General features: G+C 66.1%; 22 protein-coding genes. 15 read left to right on the top strand and 7 right to left on the bottom strand.

Annotated features, from left to right (window positions below; all coding sequences use genetic code 11):
• Positions 1–302 precede the first annotated feature (302 nt).
• The 4 genes from F793_RS0103105 to F793_RS0103090 all read right to left on the bottom strand — a co-directional run bounded on the left by F793_RS0103105 (position 303) and on the right by F793_RS0103090 (position 5,422).
• On the bottom strand, positions 303–695 hold the full coding sequence (locus F793_RS0103105) for a DoxX family protein (protein WP_018877471.1): 393 nt from the start codon (positions 693–695) through the stop codon (positions 303–305).
• A gap of 124 nt (positions 696–819) precedes the next feature.
• Positions 820–1,440, bottom strand: coding sequence for an NAD(P)H:quinone oxidoreductase (gene wrbA, locus F793_RS0103100; RefSeq protein WP_018867003.1), 621 nt, complete (start codon positions 1,438–1,440; stop codon positions 820–822).
• 109 nt (positions 1,441–1,549) lie between these two features.
• Entirely contained in the window at positions 1,550–4,342 is a 2,793-nt protein-coding gene (locus F793_RS0103095; protein ID WP_018882023.1) for an EAL domain-containing protein, read from the bottom strand.
• A 213-nt stretch (positions 4,343–4,555) separates the two neighbouring features.
• Positions 4,556–5,422: a phosphate/phosphite/phosphonate ABC transporter substrate-binding protein gene (locus F793_RS0103090; RefSeq protein ID WP_018882024.1), complete on the bottom strand. Its 867-nt coding sequence runs from the start codon at positions 5,420–5,422 to the stop codon at positions 4,556–4,558.
• Between the two features lie 347 nt (positions 5,423–5,769).
• Here F793_RS0103090 and F793_RS0103085 point away from each other — a divergent pair, with 347 nt between their 5' ends.
• Together F793_RS0103085 and F793_RS0103080 are read left to right on the top strand one after the other, a co-directional pair.
• Positions 5,770–6,810: a hypothetical protein gene (locus tag F793_RS0103085; protein WP_038032684.1), complete on the top strand. Its 1,041-nt coding sequence runs from the start codon at positions 5,770–5,772 to the stop codon at positions 6,808–6,810.
• Positions 6,810–7,571, top strand: coding sequence for an OmpA family protein (locus F793_RS0103080; RefSeq protein WP_018877467.1), 762 nt, complete (start codon positions 6,810–6,812; stop codon positions 7,569–7,571). Before F793_RS0103085 ends, F793_RS0103080 begins: the two co-directional genes overlap by 1 nt.
• 37 nt (positions 7,572–7,608) lie before the next feature.
• Here F793_RS0103080 and glnD read toward each other — a convergent pair whose 3' ends face one another.
• Together glnD and map are read right to left on the bottom strand one after the other, a co-directional pair.
• Positions 7,609–10,284, bottom strand: coding sequence for a [protein-PII] uridylyltransferase (glnD, locus tag F793_RS0103075; protein ID WP_018882025.1), 2,676 nt, complete (start codon positions 10,282–10,284; stop codon positions 7,609–7,611).
• Between the two features lie 58 nt (positions 10,285–10,342).
• The gene (gene map, locus F793_RS0103070) at positions 10,343–11,128 is read right to left on the bottom strand and encodes a type I methionyl aminopeptidase (RefSeq protein ID WP_018866997.1); all 786 of its coding nucleotides are present in this window, start codon (positions 11,126–11,128) and stop codon (positions 10,343–10,345) included.
• Between the two features lie 245 nt (positions 11,129–11,373).
• Here map and rpsB point away from each other — a divergent pair, with 245 nt between their 5' ends.
• The 13 genes from rpsB to lpxA all read left to right on the top strand — a co-directional run bounded on the left by rpsB (position 11,374) and on the right by lpxA (position 23,962).
• Positions 11,374–12,147: a 30S ribosomal protein S2 gene (gene rpsB / locus F793_RS0103065; protein ID WP_018866996.1), complete on the top strand. Its 774-nt coding sequence runs from the start codon at positions 11,374–11,376 to the stop codon at positions 12,145–12,147.
• Between the two features lie 57 nt (positions 12,148–12,204).
• Entirely contained in the window at positions 12,205–13,074 is an 870-nt protein-coding gene (gene tsf, locus F793_RS0103060) for a translation elongation factor Ts (protein ID WP_026280838.1), read from the top strand.
• 102 nt (positions 13,075–13,176) lie between these two features.
• A complete protein-coding gene (pyrH, locus tag F793_RS0103050) occupies positions 13,177–13,914 on the top strand; it encodes a UMP kinase (RefSeq protein WP_018866994.1) in 738 nt (245 codons plus the stop codon).
• The gene (gene frr, locus F793_RS0103045) at positions 13,907–14,464 is read left to right on the top strand and encodes a ribosome recycling factor (protein ID WP_018866993.1); all 558 of its coding nucleotides are present in this window, start codon (positions 13,907–13,909) and stop codon (positions 14,462–14,464) included. Before pyrH ends, frr begins: the two co-directional genes overlap by 8 nt.
• Before the next feature lie 12 nt (positions 14,465–14,476).
• A complete protein-coding gene (gene uppS / locus F793_RS0103040) occupies positions 14,477–15,229 on the top strand; it encodes a polyprenyl diphosphate synthase (protein ID WP_018882027.1) in 753 nt (250 codons plus the stop codon).
• Positions 15,222–16,058: a phosphatidate cytidylyltransferase gene (locus F793_RS0103035; RefSeq protein ID WP_018882028.1), complete on the top strand. Its 837-nt coding sequence runs from the start codon at positions 15,222–15,224 to the stop codon at positions 16,056–16,058. Before uppS ends, F793_RS0103035 begins: the two co-directional genes overlap by 8 nt.
• Positions 16,059–16,079: 21 nt before the next feature.
• Positions 16,080–17,282: a 1-deoxy-D-xylulose-5-phosphate reductoisomerase gene (ispC, locus tag F793_RS0103030; RefSeq protein WP_018882029.1), complete on the top strand. Its 1,203-nt coding sequence runs from the start codon at positions 16,080–16,082 to the stop codon at positions 17,280–17,282.
• Positions 17,279–18,640 (top strand): RIP metalloprotease RseP, encoded by a 1,362-nt coding sequence (rseP, locus tag F793_RS0103025; RefSeq protein ID WP_018882030.1) that lies wholly within the window; start codon positions 17,279–17,281, stop codon positions 18,638–18,640. The genes ispC and rseP overlap by 4 nt, the downstream gene beginning before the upstream one ends.
• Positions 18,641–18,712: 72 nt before the next feature.
• Positions 18,713–21,046: an outer membrane protein assembly factor BamA gene (gene bamA, locus F793_RS0103020; protein ID WP_369771499.1), complete on the top strand. Its 2,334-nt coding sequence runs from the start codon at positions 18,713–18,715 to the stop codon at positions 21,044–21,046.
• 41 nt (positions 21,047–21,087) lie between these two features.
• Positions 21,088–21,603, top strand: a complete 516-nt coding sequence (locus F793_RS0103015) for an OmpH family outer membrane protein (protein ID WP_018866987.1) — start codon at positions 21,088–21,090, stop codon at positions 21,601–21,603.
• The gene (gene lpxD, locus F793_RS0103010; protein ID WP_018882032.1) at positions 21,581–22,594 is read left to right on the top strand and encodes a UDP-3-O-(3-hydroxymyristoyl)glucosamine N-acyltransferase; all 1,014 of its coding nucleotides are present in this window, start codon (positions 21,581–21,583) and stop codon (positions 22,592–22,594) included. The genes F793_RS0103015 and lpxD overlap by 23 nt, the downstream gene beginning before the upstream one ends.
• A gap of 94 nt (positions 22,595–22,688) precedes the next feature.
• Positions 22,689–23,183: a 3-hydroxyacyl-ACP dehydratase FabZ gene (gene fabZ, locus F793_RS0103005; RefSeq protein ID WP_018866985.1), complete on the top strand. Its 495-nt coding sequence runs from the start codon at positions 22,689–22,691 to the stop codon at positions 23,181–23,183.
• Positions 23,180–23,962 carry an acyl-ACP--UDP-N-acetylglucosamine O-acyltransferase gene (lpxA, locus tag F793_RS0103000; RefSeq protein ID WP_018866984.1) on the top strand — a complete coding sequence of 261 codons (783 nt, stop codon included), beginning with the start codon at positions 23,180–23,182 and terminating at the stop codon, positions 23,960–23,962. The genes fabZ and lpxA overlap by 4 nt, the downstream gene beginning before the upstream one ends.
• 420 nt (positions 23,963–24,382) lie before the next feature.
• Here lpxA and lpxB read toward each other — a convergent pair whose 3' ends face one another.
• Positions 24,383–25,549 carry a lipid-A-disaccharide synthase gene (gene lpxB, locus F793_RS0102995; protein WP_018866983.1) on the bottom strand — a complete coding sequence of 389 codons (1,167 nt, stop codon included), beginning with the start codon at positions 25,547–25,549 and terminating at the stop codon, positions 24,383–24,385.
• Between the last annotated feature and the right edge of the window lie 11 nt (positions 25,550–25,560).

Raw genomic sequence — 25,560 nt, 5'->3', positions numbered from 1 at the left:
GAGACGCTGATTGAATCGCGCGTCCGCGCTCGAGTCGCTTTTGCGTGCGAACAAGGCGCGGTGACCGCCGTGCAGTCATTCTGCACAAGGGAGCCGCAACGCCGTGTGCGCGCCCGTTTTCGATCAACAACGGGCGGCCGAGCCCGCTCTTTCAATCACTTGTCGGGTTGGTGCCCCCTGTTCCCCGAGCCAGCGTTGCGCCACTTGCGGGTAGAACCACTACCCGCTGCACGACGCGCCTTGTCTCGGAAAACAGGGGGCACCAACGCGGACGCGCGATTCAATCAGCGTCTCCTTTAGGACTACTGGCGGTTGATCGCGAAACGGCCGGGGCCGGTCAGGGCCAGCGCGATGGCCGCGAACAGGAACATACCCTGCAGTTCCAGGGCCCAGCCGCCGTGGCCGGTGAGCTGGAAGACCTCGTGGGCATGCGCCAGAGCGATGGCAAAGACCATGTTGATCGCGATGAGTACGGCGCCGATGCGTGCATAGAGTCCGAGGATGACCAGGATCGGCGCCAGGATCTCGCCGATATACACCCCGTAGGCCAGGATGGTCGGGAGTCCGGCGTCGGCCAGCATGCCTTCGATGCCACTGATGCCACCTGTGATCTTCGCGATGCCGTGCAGCAGGATCATGATGCCGAGGGCCAGTCGCAGGATCAGCTTGCCGCTGTCGTCGAGGGTGTGGTCCATGTCGATACTCTCCTTGTAGCAGGGCGGGCAGTGGCCCGCGTTGGGGCCCGGGGCGATGCCGCCGGGCCCGATTCGGCTGGGCCCCCGCCAGAACGAGGGGGCCCTGGAAAATGGACCGGTTCGGTCAGCCGGCCTCGCGCCCAAGGCGCTGGGCGCGGGCGACCTCCGCAACGTGCCGGCCCTGGGAGGCGGCCATGCCCAGTTCGCTCTCGCTCGGCTGGCGCGAGCCGTCGCCGGCGGCCAGCGTGGTGGCACCGTAGGGCGTGCCGCCGCAGACCTCGCTGACGTCGAGCATGCGCTTCTCGGTGTAGGGTAGACCAACCACGGTCATGCCGTAGTGAAGCAGATTGACGATGGTGGAGACCAGGGTCGTCTCCTGGCCGCCATGCTGCGATGCCGTGGAGCCGAACACGCTGCCGACCTTGCCGACCAGCTTGTCGCCGAACCACAGGGCGCCGGTCTGGTCGAGGAAGTTGGCCATCTGGGCGGCCATGCGGCCGAAGCGGGTCGGGGTGCCGATGATGATGGCGTCGTAGTCCGCCAGTTCCTCCGGCTTCGCGATGGGTGCGGCCTGGTCAAGCTTGGCGCCGGCGTTGCGGGCCACCTCGTCCGGCATCAGTTCCGGGACACGCTTGATCGTAACCTCGGTATCCGGGACTTCGCGGGCCCCCCGGGCCACGGCCTCGGCCATCTGCTCGATGTGGCCCCAGGTGGAGTAGTACAGGATCAGGATCTTGGTGCTCATGGTCGACGGGCCTCCGTTTGTCGGGAATCGAATATCCGTCAGCCTAGATCCGATTTATACGAAAGAAAATGCCGAAAAAAGCCCCTTAACGTTCGTTTAAATTGAACGGTTATCGGTGGGCGGCCGGGTGGCGGTTTCCCGCCTGGCGGAGGACCTGTGCCTCCAGGACGGCCAGGGTGTCGGGGTGACCGTACAGGTAGCCCTGGAAATGACGGCAGCCCAGGCCGAACAGGAAGGCGCGCTGATCGTCGTTCTCCACCCCTTCGGCGATCACGTCGAGGTCCAGGGTGTGGGCCAGATTGACCACCATCTGGGCAATCGCGGCATCGTTCGGGTCATCCAGCACATCGCGCACGAAGGATTGATCGATCTTTAGTTGGGCCAGCGGCAGGCGCTTGAGGTAGGCCAGCGACGAGTAACCGGTGCCGAAGTCGTCCAGGGAGAATTCGATCCCGAGCGTGCGCAGTTCCTCGATGTGGGCAATGACCGTTTCCACGTTCTCCAGCAACATGCTTTCGGTCAGTTCCAGTTTCAGGCGTTCCCCGGGGGCGCCGGTTTCGTCCAGGATCGCCGCCAGGTCGCGGACGAAGTGGCGGTGGCGGAACTGGCGGGCGCTGACGTTGACCGACAGCGTCAGGTCACGGAAGGCCGGCTGGTGCTGCCAGGCGGCCAGTTGCTCGCAGGCCGCGCGCATGACCTTGCGGCCGATGGGGACGATCAGGCCGGTCTGCTCGGCTACGGGAATGAACTCGGCGGGGGAGATCGCGCCACGGGTTTCGTGCATCCAGCGCAGCAGGATTTCGGCGCCCATGACCGCGCCGGAGGCATCCACCTGCGGCTGGTAGTGCACGCTGAAATGGTCCTGATCGAGCGCATGGCGCAGCTCGCTCTCGAGTTCGAAGCGGGCCTCGACCGCGCGGTGCAGGTCGGGGTCATAGAAGCGGACGGTGTTGCGCCCGGCGTTCTTGGCCCGATACATCGCCAGGTCCGCCTGTTTCAGGATCTCCTCCACGCCCAGGCTGCGGCCGCTGAACAGCGTGGCGCCGATGCTCGGGGTGACATGGCGTTTCTGTCCGGCGAGCTCGAAGGGGTCGCGCAGGAGGTCGATCAGTTTGCGTCCCACGGCTTCCGCCTGGGTCGCGGCCCGCGCCGGGTCGGGGTGGAGGTCGTTGAGGATAACCACGAACTCGTCGCCCCCAAGGCGCGCCAGGGTATCCGCCTCGCGGACCGAGTCCTGCATGCGCTCGGCGACCTGCCGCAGCAGGTCGTCGCCCACGGCATGCCCCAGGGTGTCGTTGATGTCCTTGAAGTTGTCGAGGTCGATGAACAGGAGCGCGCCGTGCAAATGGCTGCGCTCGGTGTTCCCGAGCGTCTGGCTCAGTCGATCGTGCAGCAGGGTACGGTTTGGCAGATGGGTCAGGCCGTCGAAGAAGGCGAGACGGCGGATCTCGTCCTCGGCCTGCTTGCGGTCGGAGATGTCGGTCATCGTGCCGAAGGTCGCCGTGACCTCGCCGCGTTCATTGAACCGGGCACTGGCATAGACGCTGACCCAGCGGATGTCGCCTTCGCGGGTGCGCAGGCGGATCTCCTCGGACTGGGCATGGGACCCGCCCTCCAGCAGGGTGGCACAGAAGCTGCGGGCGTCCTCGGTGTCCTCCGGGGCCACGAAGTCGCACATCGGGCGGCCCAGGGTCTCTTCCACGCTGAAGCCGGTGAGGTGTTCCCAGGCGGGATTCAGGAGGGTCCAGCGTCCGTCCGCATCGGTGCGGAAGATGACCTCGGAGATGTGGTCCACGACATCGCGGTAGCGATTCTCGCTTTCGGCCAGGGCATCGGTGGCGCGCCGGTGGGCGGTGATGTCCAGGGTCAGTCCGCGCAGGCTCTCGCGGCCGTCACCGTCCGTGGCCCAGGACAGGATGTCGCGCAGCCAGATCCACTGGCCGTCGCGGTGGGCAAAGCGGTAGTCCACGGTGCGCGACTGGTTGCGGCTCTCGCGGGCGGCGTTCTGGACCCGTGGCAGGTCGCTTGGATGGATGTGGCGGGCCCGCAGTTCGCCGCGGCCCAGATTGCGCGCGGGAAAGCCGAGCAGGTGGCGGGTGTCGCCGGCGACGAACTCCCATTCGTGAGTGGCGGGGTTGGCCTCCCACAGGATGGCATTGGCCCCGCCCAGCATGGATTCCAGGCGCGCGACCGAGCGGTTGAGTTGCTGGTTTTGCTGTTCCAGCGTGGTCTGGGTTGTGCCGAGATGGGCGGCGACGTCGTTGAAGGTGCGCGCGAGGTCGCCGAATTCGTCGTTCGAGCGCATCGGGATGCGATGGTCCAGGCGGCCGACCTGCAGGGCCTTCGCGCCCTGATTCAAAAGGCGCAGCCGGCGGGTGATCACCAGACTGAACACAATCGCGGCGACCATCGACAGTACCAGAACCCCCATGGCCAGCAGGACGTTGCGCTGCAGGAGGTCGGCGGACAGGGCATCGATGGCGTCCGTCGAGTACCCGACCGCGAGGGTGCCCAGGGGTTGTCCGGCCAGTTCGATGTCCCGGAGGATCTCGATCTGTCCGGGGGCAGTGCGAATGCGGTCGCCGGATTCGGGGATTGCCTCCGGCGAGATGCCCACGGAGGCCATGGGCTGGTCCTGGGCATCGAGCACTACCGCGTAGAGCACGTGGGAGTCGTCCGCGACCAGGTCCAGCAGGTCCTGCAGCATCGCCGGATCGGCGTAGGCCAGCCCCGGAGTCAGCGCGCTGGACAGGAGGCGCCCCTGCTGCTCGGCAAAGCGCTCCAGCATCTGCGACTGGTTCTGCTGCACCTGGGAGATGCCACTGAACATCAGTACTGCGACCATCGCGACCTGGATCGCGACAGTGCCGATGATGATCTGCCAGGCGAAATTCAGGCGCATGCGGGGCTTGGCTCGCATATTCGCGGCGCCACCAGAAGGCTGGGGCCGAAGCTGGTTGGAGCCAGGCCGGAGCGGTTCATGGAAGGGTTCCGAGTCGGGGGCTTGCCAGTAGGGATGATTGGTCAAAAGCCGAAATTGTCGCGCATATTCTACGGGACTGTTCCGTAGATGCCCATCGTGGCAATGTCGCCCCACAGGTTTCTGGAGCCCACTTCATTTCGCCTTGGGTTCGAACGAATCAAAAGCATTCTTGAACGCGTCCTGGCGAAAAGGCAGGAAATCGGTGTCCTGAACGGCAACGAAACCTCGGTGGCGTATCGCACGCAGGAGGTGCTGCCCCTGGGCGGAGTCTTCAAGCCTGATGAGCGAGCGGGTCAAATCGCCGGCGTTCGCCACGACAGTGTCGCGTGCCAGAAGCGTCATGCCGGGGAAAGTGGGTGATGCCTCGATGACACGCACGAGAGTCCCATCCCCGAGTGACATCAGCATGGTTGTAGCACCCAGACGGGTGAGAGATTCCACCAGGTCACCATCCGTGACCAGAACCAGGGCCTCTGTTTCGCCGCGCACGAAGGTGGTCACGGCGGCGCTGTGATGGTGGTGGTGCTGGATGATCGGCCGGGATGCTCCGTCTGTCCATACTTGCCTGGAGAGGGCGTGATCCAGGTAGGCCGATGCCAGGCTTTCTTCGAAGGGTGCGGCAATGCGTGCATTCGCCAGGTCCTCGACACTGTCGAATGGCGTTTCGGGTAGCACCGCAATCAGGATTGCCAGCCGATCCCGGGTGGCCGCGATTGCCTGGTAGCGCGTCTCCGTTTCAAGGAACGGCACCACATGCGGCGAGGTGAATACCAGGTCGTAGCGTTCGGCAGCGAGTCTTTGGTGGAAGACGTCACGGGTTCGTGCAGATTCGATTCGAACCGGAACCTCGAGCTGCTCGCTCATCCAGTCGCGCAACGGGGCGTACCGCTCGAAGAGGGCTGGGGGGCTGAGAAAGGGCTGGATGCCCAGGGACCGAGGCTGGGCATCGTTTGCCAGTGTCGGCAAACCGCCGAGCATCAGCAGAACCGGGATGAGCACCGCACTGGCCGGCCGCGTGATCCAGTGCGCGGCAGGAACACGTGCGGGGATTGTGCGTGTTCTGGTCATGTCATTGCGCCCCTCTCTCGTTCATACGGCATTCCGAATATTGAGTAAAGCCCAACGCGACCGGAACGACCCGTCGTGAAACTGTTGGGGATGGCGGTGCCGGCAAGCTGACGATTTGAGCGAAGAGTTGTGTGACCCGCCTGGGAATCGTCAATAACTCGTCGGTTCTGGTGGGTGTCCAAGCGGCCTTGCCGCGCCTTCGGCGAAACTGGCGCTTTTCTTGCTTGTTTGAACCGGCAGTACACAAGCGTGCCCGGGGTGCGGCAGGAGAATTCAGGATGGGAGTATTGGACAGGATCGCAGAGGCCTTGCTGGCGACACTACAGGGGCTCAGCCCGCTGACGGTGATTGGCCTGTTCGCGCTGGTGTTGTTCGCGTTGTTCCTGGTGGCCCTGGGCGCGACGGCGCTGCGGCGCGCGAAGGCCCTGCAGGGGGCCGCGCCCGCGTTGCTGACCACGCTCGGGATCCTCGGGACGTTCCTGGGGGTGGCGATTGGCCTGCTGGACTTCGATGCGGGACGTGTGGAGGCGAGCATCCCCGCGTTGCTGGAGGGGCTCAAGCTGGCCTTTGTGACCAGTATCGTGGGCATCCTCCTCTCGGCGGTGCTGCGCATGGTGCAGGTGTTGACGCCCACCGCGGCTCTAGCGGAGCGCGAGGTTCCCGCCGAGGCGACAAACGGCACCAAAGATCCGGCGCAACTGGCCGAACAGCAACGCGATGCCGCGCTGGCGATGGTCGAGGCCGTGCGGACTCTGGACCAGCGCCTCGATGCCCGGCTGGAGCGGCAGCACCGGGAATTGACCGGGGCGCTGGACGGCATGGCCGAGCGCATCACCGAAATGAGCAGCACGCATCTCGTCGAGGCGCTGGAGCGGGTGATCCACGATTTCAACCATCGTCTTGGCGAGCAGTTCGGGGAGAACTTCCGCCGCCTGGATGACTCGGTCGCGAGACTGCTGGAGTGGCAGGATCAGTACCGTCAGCAGATGGAAACCCTGCAGCGTGCCTTTGATCAGGCGCGCAGCGGGGTCGAGCAGACCGAGCAGACGCTGGAGCGCATGACGGGCCAGGCCCTGCAGATCACGCGTCACGTGGAGGATCAGGAGTCGACGCTCTCCAGCCTGCGCCGCGAGACGGTCGAACTGGAGGCGCTGCTGGGCAGCATCGCCGCCCTGCGCGATCGCGCAACCGAGGCTTTCCCCGCCATGGATGCCCGCCTGGAGGCGATGCTCGAGAGCATCGAGAACGCCGTTCAGGCCGGACACGCGGCCGAGCAGCGCTGGAGCCGGCCGGTGGCATCAGCGGGCGGGCGTAACTGATGTTTGCGTGGATGGCGCGGCGCGGACGCCGGGCCGAGGGCCCCGGCAGCGAGGCGGACCAGGGCTCGCACTGGCTCGCCGTGGCGGATCTGATGGCGGCGTTGATGATGATCTTTCTGTTCCTCGCCCTGCTGCATATGGTGCAGGTGGAGCGCGAGAGTGCCGCGCACACGGAGGTGCGCAACGAGGCGGCCGCGCTGCGCGCGGCGATCTATTCGGTGCTCGAGGAGGAGTTCCGGGAGGATCTGCCGCGCTGGAACGCGGAGCTGGATCGCGACAGCCTGACGCTGCGTTTCCGTGAGCCGGAGGTCCTGTTCGAGCGCAGTTCGGCCTCCATCCGGCCGCGATTCGAAGCGATTCTGGCGGATTTCATGCCGCGCTATGCCGAACAGCTGCGCCCGTTCGCCGACGTGATCCGGGAGGTGCGAATCGAAGGCCACACCTCGAGTGAGTGGGCCGGGAGCGACGATCCCCTGGAGGCTTATTTCGGCAACATGGATCTTAGCCAGCGGCGCACGCGGGCGGTGCTGGAATATGCATACCAGCTGGAACCCCTGCAGGAGGCGGACTGGTTTCGCTCGCGGGTCGCCGCCGTGGGCCTGTCATCTTCGCGGCGGGTGCTGGATGCACAGGGCGAGGAGGACCGCCGCGCCTCCCGACGGGTCGAATTCAGCGTGCTGACGGACTTTGAAACGCGCCTGCTGGGCGAGGCCTCGCCGGCGGCGCCGGACCCCTTGCCGCTGGAGGCGCGCGGGCGCTGATCGTAAGGGGAACACGTAATCAGTGTTTCCCTCGGCGTCAGAGGGCCTGAAGCAGGGCCTCGCGCAGTCGGGTCTGTGCCTCGGCGTCCAGCGGGGTGCGCCCGGGTCGGCTCAGCAGGAAGCTGTCTTCGACCTGTTCGCCGGCCGTGGCGATGCGGGCGGTGCGGACGTCGATACCCTGCTCGCCAAGGATATGCCCGATGGTGGACAGCAGGCCCGGTCGATCCAGGGCCCGCAGGCGCATGCGCGTGGCGTGGCCCCCGGGCGCCGGCTCGAATTCGATGCGGGTGTCCACGTCGAAGTGCTTGAGGCGTCGCGGTAGCTGACGCGTGGCGGGGTTGGGGGTGCGGCCCTGGCGGGCGAGTTCCTGCTCCAGAGCGTGGCGGATCTCGTCGGCGCGATAGCCGGCATCGACGGTCTGGCCGCCGCCGCTCTCCAGGACCAGGAAGGTATCCAGGGTGCGGCCACCCGCCGTGGTGATGATGCGGGCGTCCACGATGTCGAGCCCGAGCTGGGTCAATGCGCTGGTGATGCGGGCGAAGATCTGCGGGTGATCCTCGGCATAGACGAAGATCTCGGTGCTGCCGCGCGAGGTCTTGGGGCGTACCAGGATCAGCGGGAGCGCGTCCGGTTCCAGCGGGAGCAGGGCCTGGGCATGCCAGGCGATCTCGTCGGCGGAATGGCGGAGGAAATACTCGTCGTCGAGTTCATCCCACAGCCGACGCGCCTGTTCCGGATCGAAACCCTGTTGCTGCAGCCGCTCGAGCGCCTCGACGCGCGTCTGGCGGATCTGCTCGTCCATGTCCGGCGGGGTGTCCAGGCCACGATCGAGGACGTTGCGCGTGGCGTGGTAGAGGGTCTGGAGCAAGGCATCCTTCCAGCTGTTCCATAGCTCCGGGTTGGTGCCGCGGATATCGGCAATCGTGAGCAGATAGAGAAAGTCCAGGCGTTCGCCGGTGGCGACCTCCCGTGCGAAGCCGAGGACCACCTCGGGGTCCGAGATGTCCTTGCGCTGGGCCGTGAGGGACATCAGCAGGTGCGAGCGCACCAGCCAGGCGACCAGCCCGGCATCGGCGTCCGAGAGCCCGTGTTGCTGGCAGAAGTGCAGGGCGTCGTGGGCGCCCAGCTCGGAGTGGTCGCCGCCGCGACCCTTGGCGATGTCGTGAAACAGCGCGGCCAGGACCAGGCGTTCCGGCCGTTCCAGGCTCGCGTGGATGCGGTGCGCCAGGGGTTGTTCGTGGGCGAACTCGGGCAGCGCGAGCCGGCGCGCGTTGCGCACCACGTTCAGGGTGTGTTCGTCCACGGTGTAGGCGTGGAAGAGGTCATACTGCATGCGCCCGATGATGCGGCCGAAGGCCGGCAGATAGTTGCCCAGCACGCCATAGCGGTTCATCCGGCGGAGCTGGCTGGTGATGCCGCGCGGCGCGCGCAGGATGTCCATGAACAGCTCGCGGCAGACCGGGTTGCGTCGGAAGTGACCGTCGATCAGGTGGCGGTGGGCCCGGATCAGGCGGATGGTGGAGGCCCGTATGCCCTGGATCTCGGGGTGTTCCTGCAACAGGCGGAAGACCTCCAGCAGGGCCGGCGGGTAGATCATGAAGACCTGGTCGTGCGCGGCCTCGAGATAGCCGCCCCGGAGCTGGAAGCGCTGATGGATGCGCACCGGTTCCTGCAGGTTTTCGGGGTCGTCCAGGATGGCCTCGTTGAAGTGCTGCAGGAGCAGCTCGTTCAGGCGCTCGAGGTCGTTGATGGTGCGGAAGTAGCGCTGCATGAACTGCTCGACCGCCCGGTTGTGGTTCTGGTCGACGAAGCCGAAGGTGTTGGCCAGCTGGCGCTGCAGGTCGAACAGCAGGCGGTCCTCGCGGCGGCCGGCCAGCATGTGGAGGGCGAAGCGCACGCGCCAGAGGAAGTTCTGGCCCTCCATCATCTCGCGGAACTCGCCCTCGCGCAGGAAGCCCAGCGAGACCAGCTCCTCGATGCGCTCGGCGCCGTAGTGGCGTTTGGTGACCCAGCCGATCATCTGGATGTCGCGCAGCCCGCCAGGGCCTTCCTTGACGTTCGGCTCCAGGCGGTAGGCGGTCTCGCCGAAGCGGCGATGCCGGGCCTGTTGTTCCGCCAGCTTGGCGGCGTAGAAACTGCGCGAGTCCCAGATGCGATCGGGTTCGATGGCCTGGCGGAAGTCGTTGAACAGACCCAGATGGCCGGCCAGGTAGCGGGCCTCGATCAGGTTGGTCGCGACGGTGATGTCGTCGCGCGCCTCGCGGGTGCAGTCTTCGATGCTGCGCACGCTGTGTCCGACTTCGATGCCGATATCCCAGAGGAAGGTGACGAAATCGCTGATGCGGTCGAAGCGGGCACGGTCGTGCTCGCCCTCGAGGATGATCTGGATATCGATGTCGGAGGCGGGATGCAGTTCGCCGCGCCCGTAGCCCCCGACCGCAATCAGGCACAGCCGGTCGTCATCGGCCAGACCCTTCTGCGCCCAGATCAGCTTGAGCAGCTCGTCGATGCGCCGGGCATGGCCATGGATCAGTTCGGCGATGGGCATGCCGTCGCGAAAGCCCTGGTACTGCTGCTCCAGGATGGCGCGGCGGCGGTCCCGGAACAGGGCGATGTTCCCCGGGTTGCGGCTCAGGCGCTGGTAGTCCTCGCCCCAGTCGGCGGTGAAGGCCGGGGTATCGAGTTCGCCGGGGGTGCTGCCCGCAGGATTCATTGCAACTCCGTGGCGTTGTTGGTGCGAATCGGCGGGTAAGGGAGGCGAAAAGCCCGGATCAGGCCGCGATCTCCTGGGGCGGGGTTTCGTCCTTGCGCAGGGTCAGGATCTCGTAGCCATCCGCGGTCACCAGGATGGTGTGCTCCCACTGGGCCGAGGGGCTGTGATCCTTGGTCACGGCGGTCCAGCCGTCGGCGAGGATGCGCGTATGCCGGCGTCCGGCATTGATCATGGGTTCGATGGTGAAGCACATGCCTTCCTCCAGCGTCATGCCGGTGCCGGGCTTGCCGTAGTGCAGGACCTGTGGGTCCTCGTGAAAGCCGCGCCCGATCCCGTGACCGCAGAATTCCCGCACCACGGAGCAGCGCCGGGCCTCGGCGTATTCCTGGATGGCGTGTCCGATGTCGCCCAGCGTCGCCCCGGGGCGGACCTGCTGGATGCCGAGGTACATGCTGGTGCGCGCCACGTCGATCACCCGCTGGGCCTGGATGCCGGCCTTGCCGATCACGAACATGCGGCTGGTATCGCCGTGAAAGCCGTTCTTGATGACGGTGATGTCAATGTTGAGGATGTCGCCGTTCTTCAGCTTCCGGTCGCCCGGGATGCCGTGGCAGACCTGGTGGTTCACCGAGGTGCAGATCGACTTGGGAAAGCCCCGGTAGTTGAGCGGGGCCGGGATCGCGTCCTGGGTGTTCACGATGTAGTCGTGGCAGATCCGGTCCAGCTCCCCGGTGGTCACGCCGGCCTGCACATGGGGCTCGATCATCTCGAGGACTTCGGCGGCCAGGCGGCCGGCGACGCGCATGTGTTCGATCTCTTCGGGGGTCTTGATGGAAACGGACATGGAGGCTCCCGCCGCGGCGCCCGGAGGGGCTCGGCGTTTGGTTCGGGTAAGCGTCCTATGCTATAAAGCGCGCGCCTCGCTGGCAATTCGGCGGGGCCGGATGCCGCCCTTTGCGGGGCCGGTGTTCGAAACCTAAATCCACACACGTATCGGCACGGTCTGTCGGGTGCCCGCTCGCGAAGAAGATTCGGTTCGGGTTTCAGATCGGGATACGTGGAGGCTCAACCCGTTACAGGAGAAACCTCATGTCCCTCGTGACTATGCGACAGATGCTGGAGGCCGGCGTGCACTTCGGCCACCAGACGCGTTACTGGCATCCCAAGATGGCCCCGTACATCTTCGGGGAACGCAACAAGATTCATATCATCAACCTCGAGAAGTCCCTGCCGATGTTCAACGACGCGTTGAACTTCCTCGGCAAGCTCGCCGCCGACGGCGGCCAGATCCTGTTTGTCGGCACCAAGCGCTCGGCGCGCGACGTGGTCGCGGAAGAGGCACGTCGCTGCGGCATGCCGCACGTGAGCCACCGCTGGCTGGGCGGGATGCTGACCAACTTCAACACGGTCAAGCAGTCGATCAAGCGCCTGAAGGATCTCGAGACGATGGACGCCGACGGCAGCTTCCAGGTCCTGAACAAGCGCGAGGCCCTGAGCCGTCGCCGCGAGAAGGAAAAGCTGGATCGCAGCCTGGGCGGTATCAAGGACATGAACCGCATGCCCGACGCCATGTTCGTGATCGACGTGGGCTACGAAAAGATTGCCGTGGCCGAGGCGAAGAAGCGCGGCATCCCGGTGGTGGCCGTGGTCGATTCCAACCATTCCCCGGAAGGCGTGGACTACGTGATCCCGGGCAATGATGACGCGATGCGTGCCATCCAGCTCTACGTGGCCGCGATCGCCGACACGATCATCGAGGCCAAGGGCGCCGTGAGCACCGGTGGCGTGAGCGAAGAAGAGTTCGCCGAGCCGGCCGCGGCCGAAGGTTCCGACGACACCGCGTCGCCCGCCAACCCCGCTTGATAACCGGGACCGGCCGCCCGAGGCGGCCGGTCCGAGCATGATTCAGGAGCACCAACGATGCAGATTACTGCTGCACAAGTGAAAGAACTGCGCGAGCGCACTGGCGCCGGCATGATGGAATGCAAGAAGGCCCTGACCGAGACCGGGGGAGACCTGGAAGCGGCCGTGGAAGCCATGCGCAAGTCCGGCATGGCCAAGGCCGACAAGAAGGCGGATCGGGTTGCGGCCGAGGGCCGGGTCGAGATCGCCTGCGAGGGTTCGCAGGCCGTGATCGTCGAGATCAACTGCGAAACCGACTTCGTTGGCAATGACGACAACTTCCGCGCCTTCACCGGCACCTGCGCCAAGGTGGCGCTGAACACCGCAGCCGATTCCGTCGAGGGTCTGATGGCCGAGACCGTGGATGGCCAGACCCTGGAAGAGCAGCGCACCCAGCTGATCGCCAAGGTGGGCGAGAACGTCCAGGTGCGTCGCTTCGAGCGGATGAGCGCGGAAGGGGCCCTGGGCTTCTACCAGCATGGTGCCCGCATCGGTGTGCTGGTCGGCCTGAACGGCGGAGACGAGGCGCTGGCTAAGGACATTGCCATGCATATCGCGGCCAGCCACCCGGTGTGCGTGGACGAAAGCCAGGTGCCGACCGAAATGCTCTACAAGGAGCGCGCGATCTTCAAGGCGCAGGCCGAGGAGTCCGGCAAGCCCGAGAACATCATCGAGAAGATGATTGAGGGCCGGATCCGCAAGTACCTGGGCGAGATTACCCTGGTCGGCCAGCCGTTCGTGAAGGACCCCGATCAGACTGTCGGCCAGTTGCTGGAGAGCAAGGGTGCGTCGGTGTCCGGATTCATCCGCTATGAGGTGGGCGAGGGGATCGAGAAGAAGACCGAGAACTTTGCCGAAGAGGTCATGGCTCAGGCGCGCGGCGCCTGATCCAGCAGGATCCCGGGGCGGCCGCTTGAAGCGGCCGTTTCCGGATAAGAGGGCCAGAAAAAACTGGCAAGCGAGAATAACGAGCCCGAGATAAGGAACTCCATGAGTCAGGACAGCCAGCCCGCGTACCGGCGCATCCTTCTGAAGTTGAGCGGGGAGGCCCTGATGGGCCAGCAATCCTACGGGGTGGACCCGGATGTCCTGGCGCAGGTGGCCGAAGAGGTCTCGGAGCTCTCCCGCATGGGGGTAGAGGTCGGCATCGTGATCGGTGGCGGTAATATCTTCCGCGGTGCGGGTCTGGCGCAGGGCGGCATGGACCGGGTGACCGGTGATCACATGGGCATGCTGGCGACGGTGATCAACGCGCTGGCGCTGCAGGATGCGATCGAGCGGGCCGGGCGTTTCTCCCGCGTAATGTCGGCGATCCGGATCAACCAGGTCTGCGAGGACTACATCCGGCGCCGTGCGGTGCGCCATCTCGAGAAGGGGCGGATCGTGGTGTTCGCGGCCGGGACCGGTAATCCGTTCTTTACGACGGACTCCGCGGCCAGTCTGCGGGCGATCGAGATCAACGCCGATATCATGATCAAGGCGACCAAGGTCGACGGGGTCTACGATGCCGACCCGGTCAAGAGCAAGGATGCCCGACGCTTTGAACGCCTGACGTTCGATGATGCGCTGGAAAGGCGCCTGGGCGTGATGGATACCACGGCCCTGGTGATGTGCCGCGACAACGGCCTGCCGATTCGTGTAATGAACATGTTTGCCAGGGGCGACCTGCAGCGGCTCGTGATGGGCGAGGCGGTGGGTACCCTGGTCGAGGGATCCCGCAATGAGTGACGCCACCATCAAGGACGCGCGCGAGCGCATGGACAAGAGCCTGGAAGCGCTGCGCAACGAACTGTCGAAGATCCGCACGGGGCGGGCGCACCCCACGCTGCTCGAGCACGTGCACGTGGAGTACTACGGCATGGAAGTGCCGATCAACCAGGTCGCGAACATCACGGCCGAGGATGCGCGCACGCTGGCCGTGGTGCCGTACGAGAAGGACATGGTGGGTAAGGTCGAGAAGGCCATCATGACCTCCGATCTGGGGCTGAACCCGGCGAGCATGGGGACCGTGATCCGGGTGCCGCTGCCGGCGCTGACGGAAGAGCGCCGCCGCGAGCTGGTGAAGGTGGTGAAGGCGGAGGCCGAGCACGCACGGGTCGCCGTGCGCAATATCCGGCGTGACGCCAACAATGCCTTCAAGCAGCTGGTCAAGGACAAGGAGATGTCCGAGGACGACGAGCACAAGGCCCAGGAGCAGGTCCAGAAGCTGACCGACGACCACATCGCGAAGATCGACGCGATGCTGGCGGACAAGGAAGCCGAGTTGATGGAAGTCTGACCGGCGCGCACGATGCCGGTTACCCCCACACCCCGCGATGGGCTTCCCGCGCATGTGGCCATCATCATGGATGGCAACGGCCGCTGGGCCGAGGCGCGCGGTCTGAGCCGATCCGAAGGCCACCGCGCCGGGCTGGAGGCGACGCGCAACGCCGTGCGCTTCTTTGCCGAGCAGGGCGTTGGCACCCTCACCCTGTTTGCCTTTAGCAGCGAGAACTGGGGCCGCCCCCGGGAAGAGGTCGAGGCCCTGTTCGACCTGTTTGTTTCCGCCATCGAGGCGGAGCTTCCGGAGCTCGTCGAGCGGGGTATCGCGCTGCGCTTTATCGGGGATCGCGCGACGTTCCCGTCCGATCTTCAGGCACGCATGACCGAGGCCGAGGAGGCCACCGCCGGGAACGACCGCATGTGCCTGGTGGTCGCACTGGGCTATGGCGGGCGCTGGGACATCCTGCAGGCGGCCCGCCGCTGGGTGGCCGACAGCGACCGCGGAGCGGACCCCGAGGCCGCCTTCTCCGGATATCTGAGTACGGCCGGCCTGCCGGACGTGGATCTGCTGATCCGCACCGGGGGTGAACACCGGGTCAGCAATTTCCTCTTGTGGCAGGCGGCCTACGCCGAACTGCTGTTCATCGAGACCTTCTGGCCGGATGTGACGAATACGGAGCTGGAGGAAGGGCTGACCTGGTACGCAAGCCGCCAGCGCCGCTTCGGGCGCGTGCCGGCCGCGGGCGACGCGGCCGCGCCGGGGGAGGCGACCGGTGCTTAGGCAACGGATCCTGACGGCGTCGGCCCTGGGCCTGCCGGCCCTGGCCCTGGTGGCCTGGGGCCCCAACTGGGCCGTGCTGCTCCTGGTGGTGCTGGTGCTCGGGCTGGCCACCTGGGAATGGGGCGGCCTGGCGGGACTGGTGGGCCACGGTGCCCGCGCCGCGCTGGTCGCGGCCGTGGGCGCCCCCGTGCTGGCGCTTGGAACTGCCCCCGCAGGGGCGCTGCACTACCTGATTCTGGGCCTGGCCCTGCTGTGGTGGCTGGTGATCCTGCTGGTGCTGCCGTTCTACCGGGAACACGAGGAGGGCGCGCGCGGCCGACATGGACCGCTGTTTGCGGTTGCGGCGATCCTCACCCTGGTGCCGGCCGGAATGGGCCTCGTCTGGTTGCACGCACTGGCCCCGTTGCTGGTGGTGTATCTGGTGGTGCTGGTGGGGCTCGCGGATACGGGCGCCTACTTCGCCGGCAAGGCCTTCGGCCGCAACCCGCTGGCGCCCCATATCAGCCCGGGAAAGACCCGCGAGGGGTTGTTCGGCGGCCTGCTCACGGTACTGGCCTTCGCGACCGTGGTGGCGATCGGGTGGGGGCTTGCCCCGATGGACGCGCTGGTCTTCCTGCTGCTGTCGGTACTGATCGGTCTGGTGTCGGTGGTCGGGGACCTGTTCGAGAGCATCCTGAAGCGCGAGGCCGGGGCCAAGGACAGTGGTTCCTTGCTGCCGGGTCACGGGGGTATTCTGGACCGGTTCGACAGTATGGTCGCGGCCGTCCCGGTGTTTCTCGCCGGGCTGTTGTGGCTGGCGCTGATACCGGCCTCGCCGGTGACGGGATAGCGCGCGCAGGCGCAGGTACTCATGAAGACGACGCAGCTCACCATTCTCGGATCGACCGGCAGTATCGGGCTGAGCACGCTGGACGTGGTGGCGCGTCAGCCGGAACGGTTCCGCGTCCATGCCCTGACGGCTCATCGCAATGTGGAACGCATGCGCGAGCAGTGCCTTCGGCACGCGCCGGACGTCGCGGTGATGGTCGATGCGGATGCCGCGGATGCCCTGCGCACGGCCCTGGCGGCGTCCGGTTCGCGCACGCAGGTGCGCGCGGGCGCGGAGGCCCTGGCCGAGGTGGCGCGCGCGCCGCAGGTGGACGCGGTGATGGCCGCGATCGTGGGGGGCGCCGGGCTGTTGCCCACGCTGGCCGCGGCGGAGGCAGGCAAGCGGGTGTTGCTGGCGAACAAGGAGGCGCTGGTGATGTCCGGCGCCTTGCTGATGGATGCCGTGCGGCGCTCCGGGGCGTGCCTGCTGCCCATCGATTCCGAGCACAACGCGATCTTCCAGTGCCTGCCGAACGGGTACGTCTGTGCGGAGCCGGTGACACCGCACGGCGCCCGCCGGATCTGGCTGACCGCGTCGGGCGGGCCGTTTCGCGATCGTCCGCTGGATAGCTTTGCCGGCATCACCCCGGACGAGGCCTGCGCTCATCCCAACTGGGAGATGGGGCGCAAGATCTCGGTGGACTCCGCAACGATGATGAACAAGGGCCTGGAGGTGATCGAGGCCTGCTGGCTGTTCGCAGTACCGCCGGCGACGATCCAGGTGGTGCTGCATCCGCAGAGTATCGTGCACTCGATGGTGGCCTATGACGACGGCTCTGTGCTCGCGCAACTCGGGAATCCCGATATGCGAACACCGATTGCCCATGCCCTGGCCTGGCCCGAGCGCATGGAATCCGGGGTCGAGCCCCTGGACCTTCTGACCATGGGCCGGCTGGAGTTCTCCGAACCGGAAGCGGCGCGCTTCCCTGCGCTGGGGCTGGCCTATCAGGCCCTGGAGCGCGGGGGGACGGCGACGGCGGTGCTGAACGCGGCGAATGAGGTGGCGGTGGAGGCGTTTCTCGCCGAACGCCTGGCGTTCAGCGAGATCCCAGTGGTGATCGCCGCCACTCTCGATGCCATCGAGGCCGAGCCGGTGGACTCGCTGGAGCGGGTGTTGAGCGCTGACCGGAAGGCACGCGCGATCGCCGGGGAGCAGGTGGCGAACGCACGGCAAGTGGTGTCATGACCTTTCTGACGAGCCTGCTGGCATTTGCGGTGGCGATCGGCGTGCTCGTGACCGTGCACGAGTATGGACATTACCTGGCCGCGCGCCTGATGGGTGTCAAGGTGCTGCGGTTTTCGGTCGGTTTCGGGCGCCCGTTGTACAAGCGCTACTTCGGACGGGATCGGACGGAGTTCGTGATCGCCGCGCTGCCCCTGGGCGGCTACGTGAAGATGCTGGATGAGCGCGAGGGGGCCGTCGCGCCGGAGGAGGTCCCGCGCGCCTTCAACCAGAAGGGTCTCGGGGCCCGTACCTTTGTGGTGTCGGCGGGACCCGCGGCGAATTTCCTCCTGGCCATCGTGGTGTACGCCGTGATGTTCATGGTGGGCGTGGGAGGGGTCAAGCCGATTCTGGGCGAGGTGGCGCCGGAGACGCCGGCCGCCGAGGCCGGGCTCGAGCGCGGGCAGGAGATCCTGCGGGTGGGGGATCGCGCGGTCGTGGACTGGGAACAGGCCAACCTGCGGCTGCTGGATCATGCCGTGCGCGGCGAGGCCGTGACCCTGCTGGTGCGGGATGTGGAGGGTCGCGAGTTCGAGCGCGAGGTGGATCTGCGCGATCGCCAGGCGCTGCTGGGCGAGGGGCAGTTCCTCGACAAGCTGGGCTTGCAGCCGTATCGCCCCGCGCTGGAACCGCGTATCGGCGCGGTCGAGGCCGGGAGCCCCGCCGCGGCGGCGGGGCTGGAGCCGGGTGATCGCGTGCTGGCCGTGGATGGCGACGCGGTGACCGACTGGAACGACTGGGTCGAGCGCGTGCGTGCCCGTCCGGAGACGGACTTGCAGGTGACGGTCGAGCGTGATGGCCGAACCCTGGAGCTGCGCATGACGCCGGAGGCTGTGGATCATGAGGGCACGCGCATCGGCCGTATCGGTGCCGGGGTGGACCCGGATCAGCCGGCGGCGCGGGAGATGGCGGTCCTGGTGCGTCAGGGCCCGGTGTCGGCCTTTGTTTCCGGTGTCCAGCGCACGTGGGATGTCTCGGTCCTGACGCTCGGCATCCTGTGGCGAATGATCACCGGGGATGCGTCGGTTAAAAATATCAGCGGACCGGTTACCATAGCCGAGTTCGCGGGGGTCTCGGCGCTGATCGGGATCTCGGCTTTTCTGGGTTTCCTGGGGCTGGTCAGTGTGTCCCTTGGGATCATCAACCTGCTGCCGATCCCGATGCTGGATGGCGGACATCTGCTGTATTACGCCGCTGAGGCGGTCAAGGGCAGCCCGGTGTCGGAGCGTACCCAGATCATCGGACAGCAGGTGGGGCTCCTGGCGATCGCGGGCCTGATGACACTGGCCCTGTACAATGATTTGACACGACTGTTCGGCTAGGCGTGGCGACGGGCCCCTCCGGATCGGGGGTCTTCGACGGGTCTGCCGAGCGGCCTTTTTCTGGCGGAGAGCATGGCGCGAAACAGCTTGAGAGGAATGGCCCTGATCGGCTTGCTGGGCCTGGCGGGGACGGCCTGGGGGCAGGCCTACGAGATCGAGGACATCGAGATCGAGGGGCTCGAGCGGATCACCGCCGGCACCGCGCTCAGCTATCTGCCCGTGCAGGTGGGCGATACCTTCGACGACAGTCGCAGTCCGGAGGTGATCCGCGAGCTGTTCCAGACCGGTTTCTTTGACGACGTCGAGATCGCGCGACGCGGTGACGTGCTGGTGGTGATCGTCTCGGAACGCCCCGCCATCAACGAGATCAACTTCTCCGGCAACCGCGACATCCCGGACGACGGGCTGCGCGAGGCCCTGAACTCCGCGGGCCTGCGCTCGGGGCGGGTGTTCAACCGCACCATGCTGGACCGTATCGAGAGCGAACTGCGCCAGCAATACTTCGCCCGTGGCCGCTACAACGTCCAGATCGATGTCGAGATCGTCGAGCTGCCGCGCAACCGCGTGGACGTAGAGATCGATATCGCGGAAGGGCCGGTGGCGAAGATCCGCCAGGTCAACGTGGTCGGCAACGAGAGCTACAGCACGCGCGAGCTGACCCGCGGTTTTGAATCCGGGGTGCCCCGCTGGTGGGCGTTTTTCAGTCGCCGCGACAATTACTCCCGCGAAAAGCTCTCCGGAGACCTGGAGCAGTTGCGTTCGCATTACCTCGACCAGGGGTTCCTGGAGTTCGACATCGACTCCACGCAGGTCACCCTGACGCCCGACCGCAAGGACCTGTTCATCACCATCAACGTGGACGAGGGCGAGCGCTACACGGTGACTGGCGTGGATCTGGCTGGCGAATTCGTGATCCCGCGCGAGGAGCTGGAAGACCTGATCGAGGTGGATATCGACGCGCCGTTCTCGCGCAGCCAGATCACCGAGTCGGCGGAGCGCATCAGCGAGCGGCTGACACGCGAGGGCTATGCCTTCGCCAACGTGAACCCGGTCCCCGATGTGGACGAGGACAACCGTGAGGTCGCGATTACCTTCTTCGTTGACCCGGGGCCGCGCGTGTATGTGCGCAACATCCGCATTACCGGCAACCAGAATACCGAGGAGCGGGTCTATCGCCGCGAGCTGCGCCAGATGGAGAGCGCCTGGTACAACGGCGCGCTGATCGAGCGCTCGCGCGTGCGCATCCAGCGCTTGCCGTTCGTGCAGAGCGTGAACGTGGAGACCGAGCGGGTCGCCGGTACGGATGACGAGGTGGACCTGAACATCACCGTGACCGAGCAGCAGTCCGGGGCCCTGTCCCTGGGGGCCGGGTTCTCGCAGAACCAGGGCCTGTTGCTGACCGCCAGTCTGACCCAGGACAACTTTCTCGGGACCGGGAACCGCTTCTCGACCGAGGTCAGTACCAGCAAGGTTAACCAGCTGTTCCGGATGAGCGTGACCAATCCGCACTTCACGCCGTCCGGCGCGAGCCGCGGATTCTCCGTGTTCTACCGGAAGATCGATGCCGAGGAGGCGAACATCTCGCGGTACTCGTCGAATCGCTTTGGCTTCGACGTGACCTACGGCATCCCGCTGTCGGAATTCGACCGCATCCAGGTCCGGCCCGGTTTCGAGAACATCGAAATCGAGACGGTCGAGGCGTCGGAGACGCGCATCGGGACGCCGGACGAGATCATTGATGAACTGGACGAATTCGGTGACACGGCCAATCTCTACAAGCTCGAGACCAGCTACGTCCATGATACTCGGGACAGCACGACCTTCGCCTCGGAAGGTCGGCGGCACCGGGTCGGACTGGAAGTGGCGATTCCGGGCAGTGACCGCGAGTTCTACAAGCTGACGTACTCGGGCCAGGAGATCTTCCGGCTGTCCGATCGCTATTCTTTCAGTCTGTCGGCCGGGCTGGCCTATGCGGACGGCTACGGGGGGGACGAGGTGCCGTTCTACGAACGGCTGTTCGCCGGCGGCATTCGCTCCGTGCGCGGGTATGAGGACAACCGCCTGGGCGACCTGCGCCCGCTGCGGGATGGCCAGCCCGCGACGCGTGATTCGAACGACGACCCCTACGGGGGTCGCTTCCGGACCACGCTGTCCGCGGAGCTGTTCTTCCCGATGCCGTTTGCCGCCGACAACGACGCGGTGCGCATGAGTACTTTCGTGGATGCCGGGAACGTGTTCGATCAGGTGTCGGATTTCGATAGTAGCGAGTTGCGCGCGTCGGCCGGGGTCGCGGTCACCTGGTTCTCCCCGGTGGGGCCGTTGAGCTTCAGTGTGGCCGAGCCGTTCAACGACCAGCCGGGTGATGATCTGCAGCGCTTCCAGTTCCTGCTGGGGGCCAGTTTCTGAAGATGGTCGATGCAAACGATGCCAGGGCATCGGGAGGCGGTATGAGATCCGGGCTCGCCTGGTGGGTGATCGTGATGATGGTCGTCAGCGGGTGGCTGGTGCTGCCGGCGGCGGCGGGTGCGCAGAACGTGGCCTTCGTCACCATGAACCGGATCCTTGAGGATTCGCCGCAGGCCGAGGAGGCGATGCGCGAACTGGAGCGCGAATTCTCGCCGCGCGATTCCGAGCTGGTGGCGGAGCGTGAGGAGCTGCAGCGCCTGCGGGACCGGCTGGAGCGCGACGGGGACCTGATGAATCCGTCGGAACGTGCCGACCTGGAACGCGAGTTCTCGCAGCGCTCGCGCGAGTTCCGGCGGGCCCAGGAGAGCTTCAGCGAGGATCTGAACGTGCGGCGCAACGAGGAGCTGGCCAAGCTCCAGCGGCGCATCAACGATGCCATTGTCGACCTCGCCCGCGAACGCGACATCGACCTGATCCTCACCGAGCGTAACGTGCTCTACGCCAGCGATCGCATCGATATTACGGACGACATCCTTGCCGCAATGCAGCGCGACTGACGGCGGGTATACCGCCCGCGAGCTGGCGGAAACCCTGGGCGGGCGGCTTGTCGGCGAGGGTGAGCGGCGGGTTGCGGGGCTGGCCCCGCTGGCCGCAGCCGGACCCGGGGATCTGACCTTCGTCACCGACCCCGACCGGCATGCCGAAGAAATCGAGAACTGTGCTGCGGGCGTGATCCTGGTGCCCGCAACCGCGGACCTGCCTGTGATTCCCGGGCGGTCCCTGATTGTGCTGCAGGATGTCTACCTGGGCTATGCACGTGCGAGTCAGTGCCTCGGCGCCCGCCGCCGCTTGCGGCCCGCGGGCGTACATCCGGGTGCGTTCGTCGATCCCGGTTCTTCGGTGGCGGCCGATGCAAGCGTCGCGGTCGGCGCCGTGATTGGTGCTGGGACGGTGATCGGCGAGGGGGCCGTGGTGTCCGCGCATTGTGGGGTCGGCGAGGGTGTCACCATCGGGGCCGGTACCTTCCTGCACCCGCGCGTGACGCTGCTCGATGGGGTGGAGGTCGGGGAACGGTGCATCCTGCACAGCGGCTGCGTGATCGGCGCCGACGGCTTCGGCTTCGCATCGGCCGGCGGCAACGGCTGGGAGAAGATCGAGCAGCTGGGCCGCGTCGTGATCGGTTCGGATGTGGAAATCGGGGCCAATACCACCATTGATCGCGGGGCGCTGCAGGCGACGCGCATCGGCACCGGTGTGAAGATCGACAACCTCGTTCATGTTGCCCATAACGTCGAGATTGGCGACCATACTGCCATTGCCGGCTGTGTGGGCATTGCGGGGAGTGCCCGTATTGGGGCCCATTGCGCGATCGGGGGCGGCGCCGGGATCCTGGGGCATCTTTCCATTGCGGATCACGTGACGATCCACGCGATGACGCTGGTTACGCGCTCCATCGACCGGGCGGGTCACTACGCGTCCGGAGTGCCGCATCAGGAGGCGCGGCTGTGGAATCGCATGCTGGCACGGCTGCGACGCCTGGCACGTTAGGGGGACGATCCCGTCCCGGGAACAGCCGGTTCTGGCCCATGTACGGGCGGAGAACCGATCGAACGTCGTATTGCACGTCCGCGCAGCGGTCCGTATGCGGCATCTCAAGAATCAGAAAAAGGACACCGGCGTGGATGACTTTAACGTCCAGGAGATCATGCGCTACCTGCCGCATCGCTACCCGTTCCTCATGGTGGATCGGGTGCTGGAGTGGGAGGCGGGCAGCTATCTTACGGGGATCAAGAATGTCAGCATCAACGAGCCGTATTTTCAGGGCCATTTCCCGATCAAGCCGGTGATGCCGGGGGTCCTGATCCTCGAGGCCCTGGCCCAGGCGACCGGGCTCCTGGCGTTCAAGACGGAAGAGGCGCGCAACGAGAATCAGGACAAGCAGCAGCTCTACCTGTTCGTCGGCATCGACGAGGCGCGTTTTCGACGTCAGGTGGTGCCCGGCGATCAGCTTCACCTGCGGGTCGATCTCAAGCGGACGGTGCGCGGGATCTGGCGCTTCGATGCAGTAGCGAAGGTCGGCGAGGATGTCTGCGCCACCGCACAACTGATGTGTTCTGGCCAGGAAATTCCGGCGTGATTGATCCGCGGGCCGACGTCCACCCCAGTGCCGAGATCGACTCCTCGGTGGAGATCGGGCCGTTCTCGGTGATCGGTGCCAACGTGAAGATCGGCGCCGGGACCCGGGTCGGGCCGCACGTGGTGATTAACGGGCCCACGGAGATCGGGCGCGACAACCGGATCTTCCAGTTCTCCTCGCTCGGGGAGGAGCCGCAGGACACCAGCTATCGCGGCGAGCCGACCCGGCTGGTGATCGGTGACCGCAACGTGATCCGCGAATCGGTGACGCTGCACCGGGGCACCGAGAAGGGGCTGGGCGAAACGGTGATCGGGCACGACAACCTGATCATGGCGTACGTGCACATCGCCCACGACTGCACCATTGGCAACAGCATCATCTTCTCCAACGCCACTTCGCTGGCCGGGCATGTGGAGATCCAGGATCACGCAACACTGGGGGGGTTCACCCTGGTGCATCAGTTCTGCCGGGTGGGGACCTATGCCTTTACCAGCATGGGGGCCGCCCTGAACCGCGACCTGCCGCCGTACTGCCTGGCGAGCGGAAACTACGCGCGTCTGATCGGGATCAACAAGGTGGGGCTCAAGCGCAATGGCTTTTCCAACGAGGCCATCCAGGCGCTCCATCGGGTATTCATTCAGGGCATGCGCGGCCGGGCCGGCCGCGAGAGCCACCTCGACACGATGTTCGAGGAGACCGACGTCCCCGAGGTGCGCAACCTGATCGGGTTTGTCCGTGGCAGCCGGCGCGGCATCCTGCGCGGCGGCCGCCCCCACTGACCTTTGCGCTCCAACTCCCTCGGTCATTGAACCACAGAGGACACGGAGTGCACGGAGAAGGGCAAAGGCGATTCACAGGAAGGTCGGAAGGGGCGAAGAAATTCCGATTCAGATGGTTTCAGTAAACGGGCCTTTCTGGCGGACCGTTGCTGTAACCGCAAAGTGAATGGGCCATCACCGGTATGTGATCCGGGGGCGACCCATTCGTCATTTTGGGTCACAAAGCGACGTGGCGAACGGCGAGGGCGCCCCGTCTCACGGAACATAGTCGCGCTACGTTCGCAGCCACGCTCCCTCAGGAGCTCCCAGATGCCCCCGAGCCCACCGGCGCCTCACCCCTGTAACCCCTTCCTGCCTTCCCAGCTTCCTGTATACCGCCTTTGACCTTTCCCTTCTCCGTGCACTCCGTGTCCTCTGTGATTAAATCAGCGTCTCCCTAGTCAACAGATGGCCGTGCTGGAGGAGTTCCTGCGCCATTTCGGCGACGCGGCGGTCGGCCCCACCATCCCCCAGGCGTTCTCGCACGCGGGCCAGCCGTTCACGCATGGCCAACCGTTCCTCGGGGTGTGTGAGCAGGCTCATGGCATCCCGCGCGAGGCGCTCGGGGCTGGCATCTTCTTGCAGGTACTCGGGTACCAGGCGCTCGCCCCCGACGATATTGACCAGGGCGATGTTCTCGAGGCGAACGAGGCGCGAGAACACAGCATGGCTCACGGCCCCCATCCGGTAGAAGACCAGCATCGGGGCCTGGAGCAGTCCGGCCTCGAGCGTGGCTGTGCCGGAGGCAATCAGCAGGAGATCCGCCCCGGCCATCAGGGAATGGGTTTGCGTATCACCTCCCACGAACTGCAGGGGCAGGTCGTCCCAGGCCGCGAGCTCGGTCAAGCGATCGGTCGTTACCCCGGGTGCCATCGAAACCACGAACCGTACATCCGGATGCGCGGCATGGATGCGCCGGACCGTGTCTACGAGCATGGGCCAGTGGCGCTTCAGTTCGCCGCTCCGGCTGCCGGGCAACAGGCCGACCAGTCGCGTCTCGGGCAGCAGGTCCAGCGTTTCCCGAATCGGTGTTTGCGGCGGTTGCACCCGGTCCACCAACGGGTTGCCGACATAGCGCACCGGTACGCCGGCGGTCTCGTAGACCTCGGTCTCGAACGGGAACAGGACCGCCATGGCGTCGACGCAGCGGCGAATGCGCTTGATGCGCCCGGAGCGCCAGGCCCAAAGCTGCGGGCTGACGTAGAACAGCACGCGAATCCCGAGGCGGCGGGCATGTGCCGCGAGGCGCAGGTTGAACTCCACGTAGTCGACCAGGACCAGTAGGTCCGGACGCTCGGTTTCGAGATGGCGGCTCATGCGCCGGAACAGCCGGCGCAGGCGCGGGTAGTTCACCAGCACATCGACCAGGCCGACCACCGCGAGCTCGGAGACGTCGATCAGCGTGTCGACGCCGGCGGCCCGCATCTGTGTCCCGCCCATGCCCGAGTAGCGCAGTCCGGGCTCGAGCGCGGAGAGCTCGTGGACCAGCCCCGCCCCGAGGGCGTCTCCCGAGCTTTCCCCGGCGCAGATCACCACATGCTGCGTCATTGCCGGAGCGG

The sequence above is a fragment of the Thioalkalivibrio sp. ALE22 genome, from assembly GCF_000381445.1.
Lineage (GTDB): Bacteria > Pseudomonadota > Gammaproteobacteria > Ectothiorhodospirales > Ectothiorhodospiraceae > Thioalkalivibrio.
The sequence above is the reverse complement of the archived record's forward strand: the minus strand, read 5'-3'. Positions and strand labels throughout refer to the sequence as shown.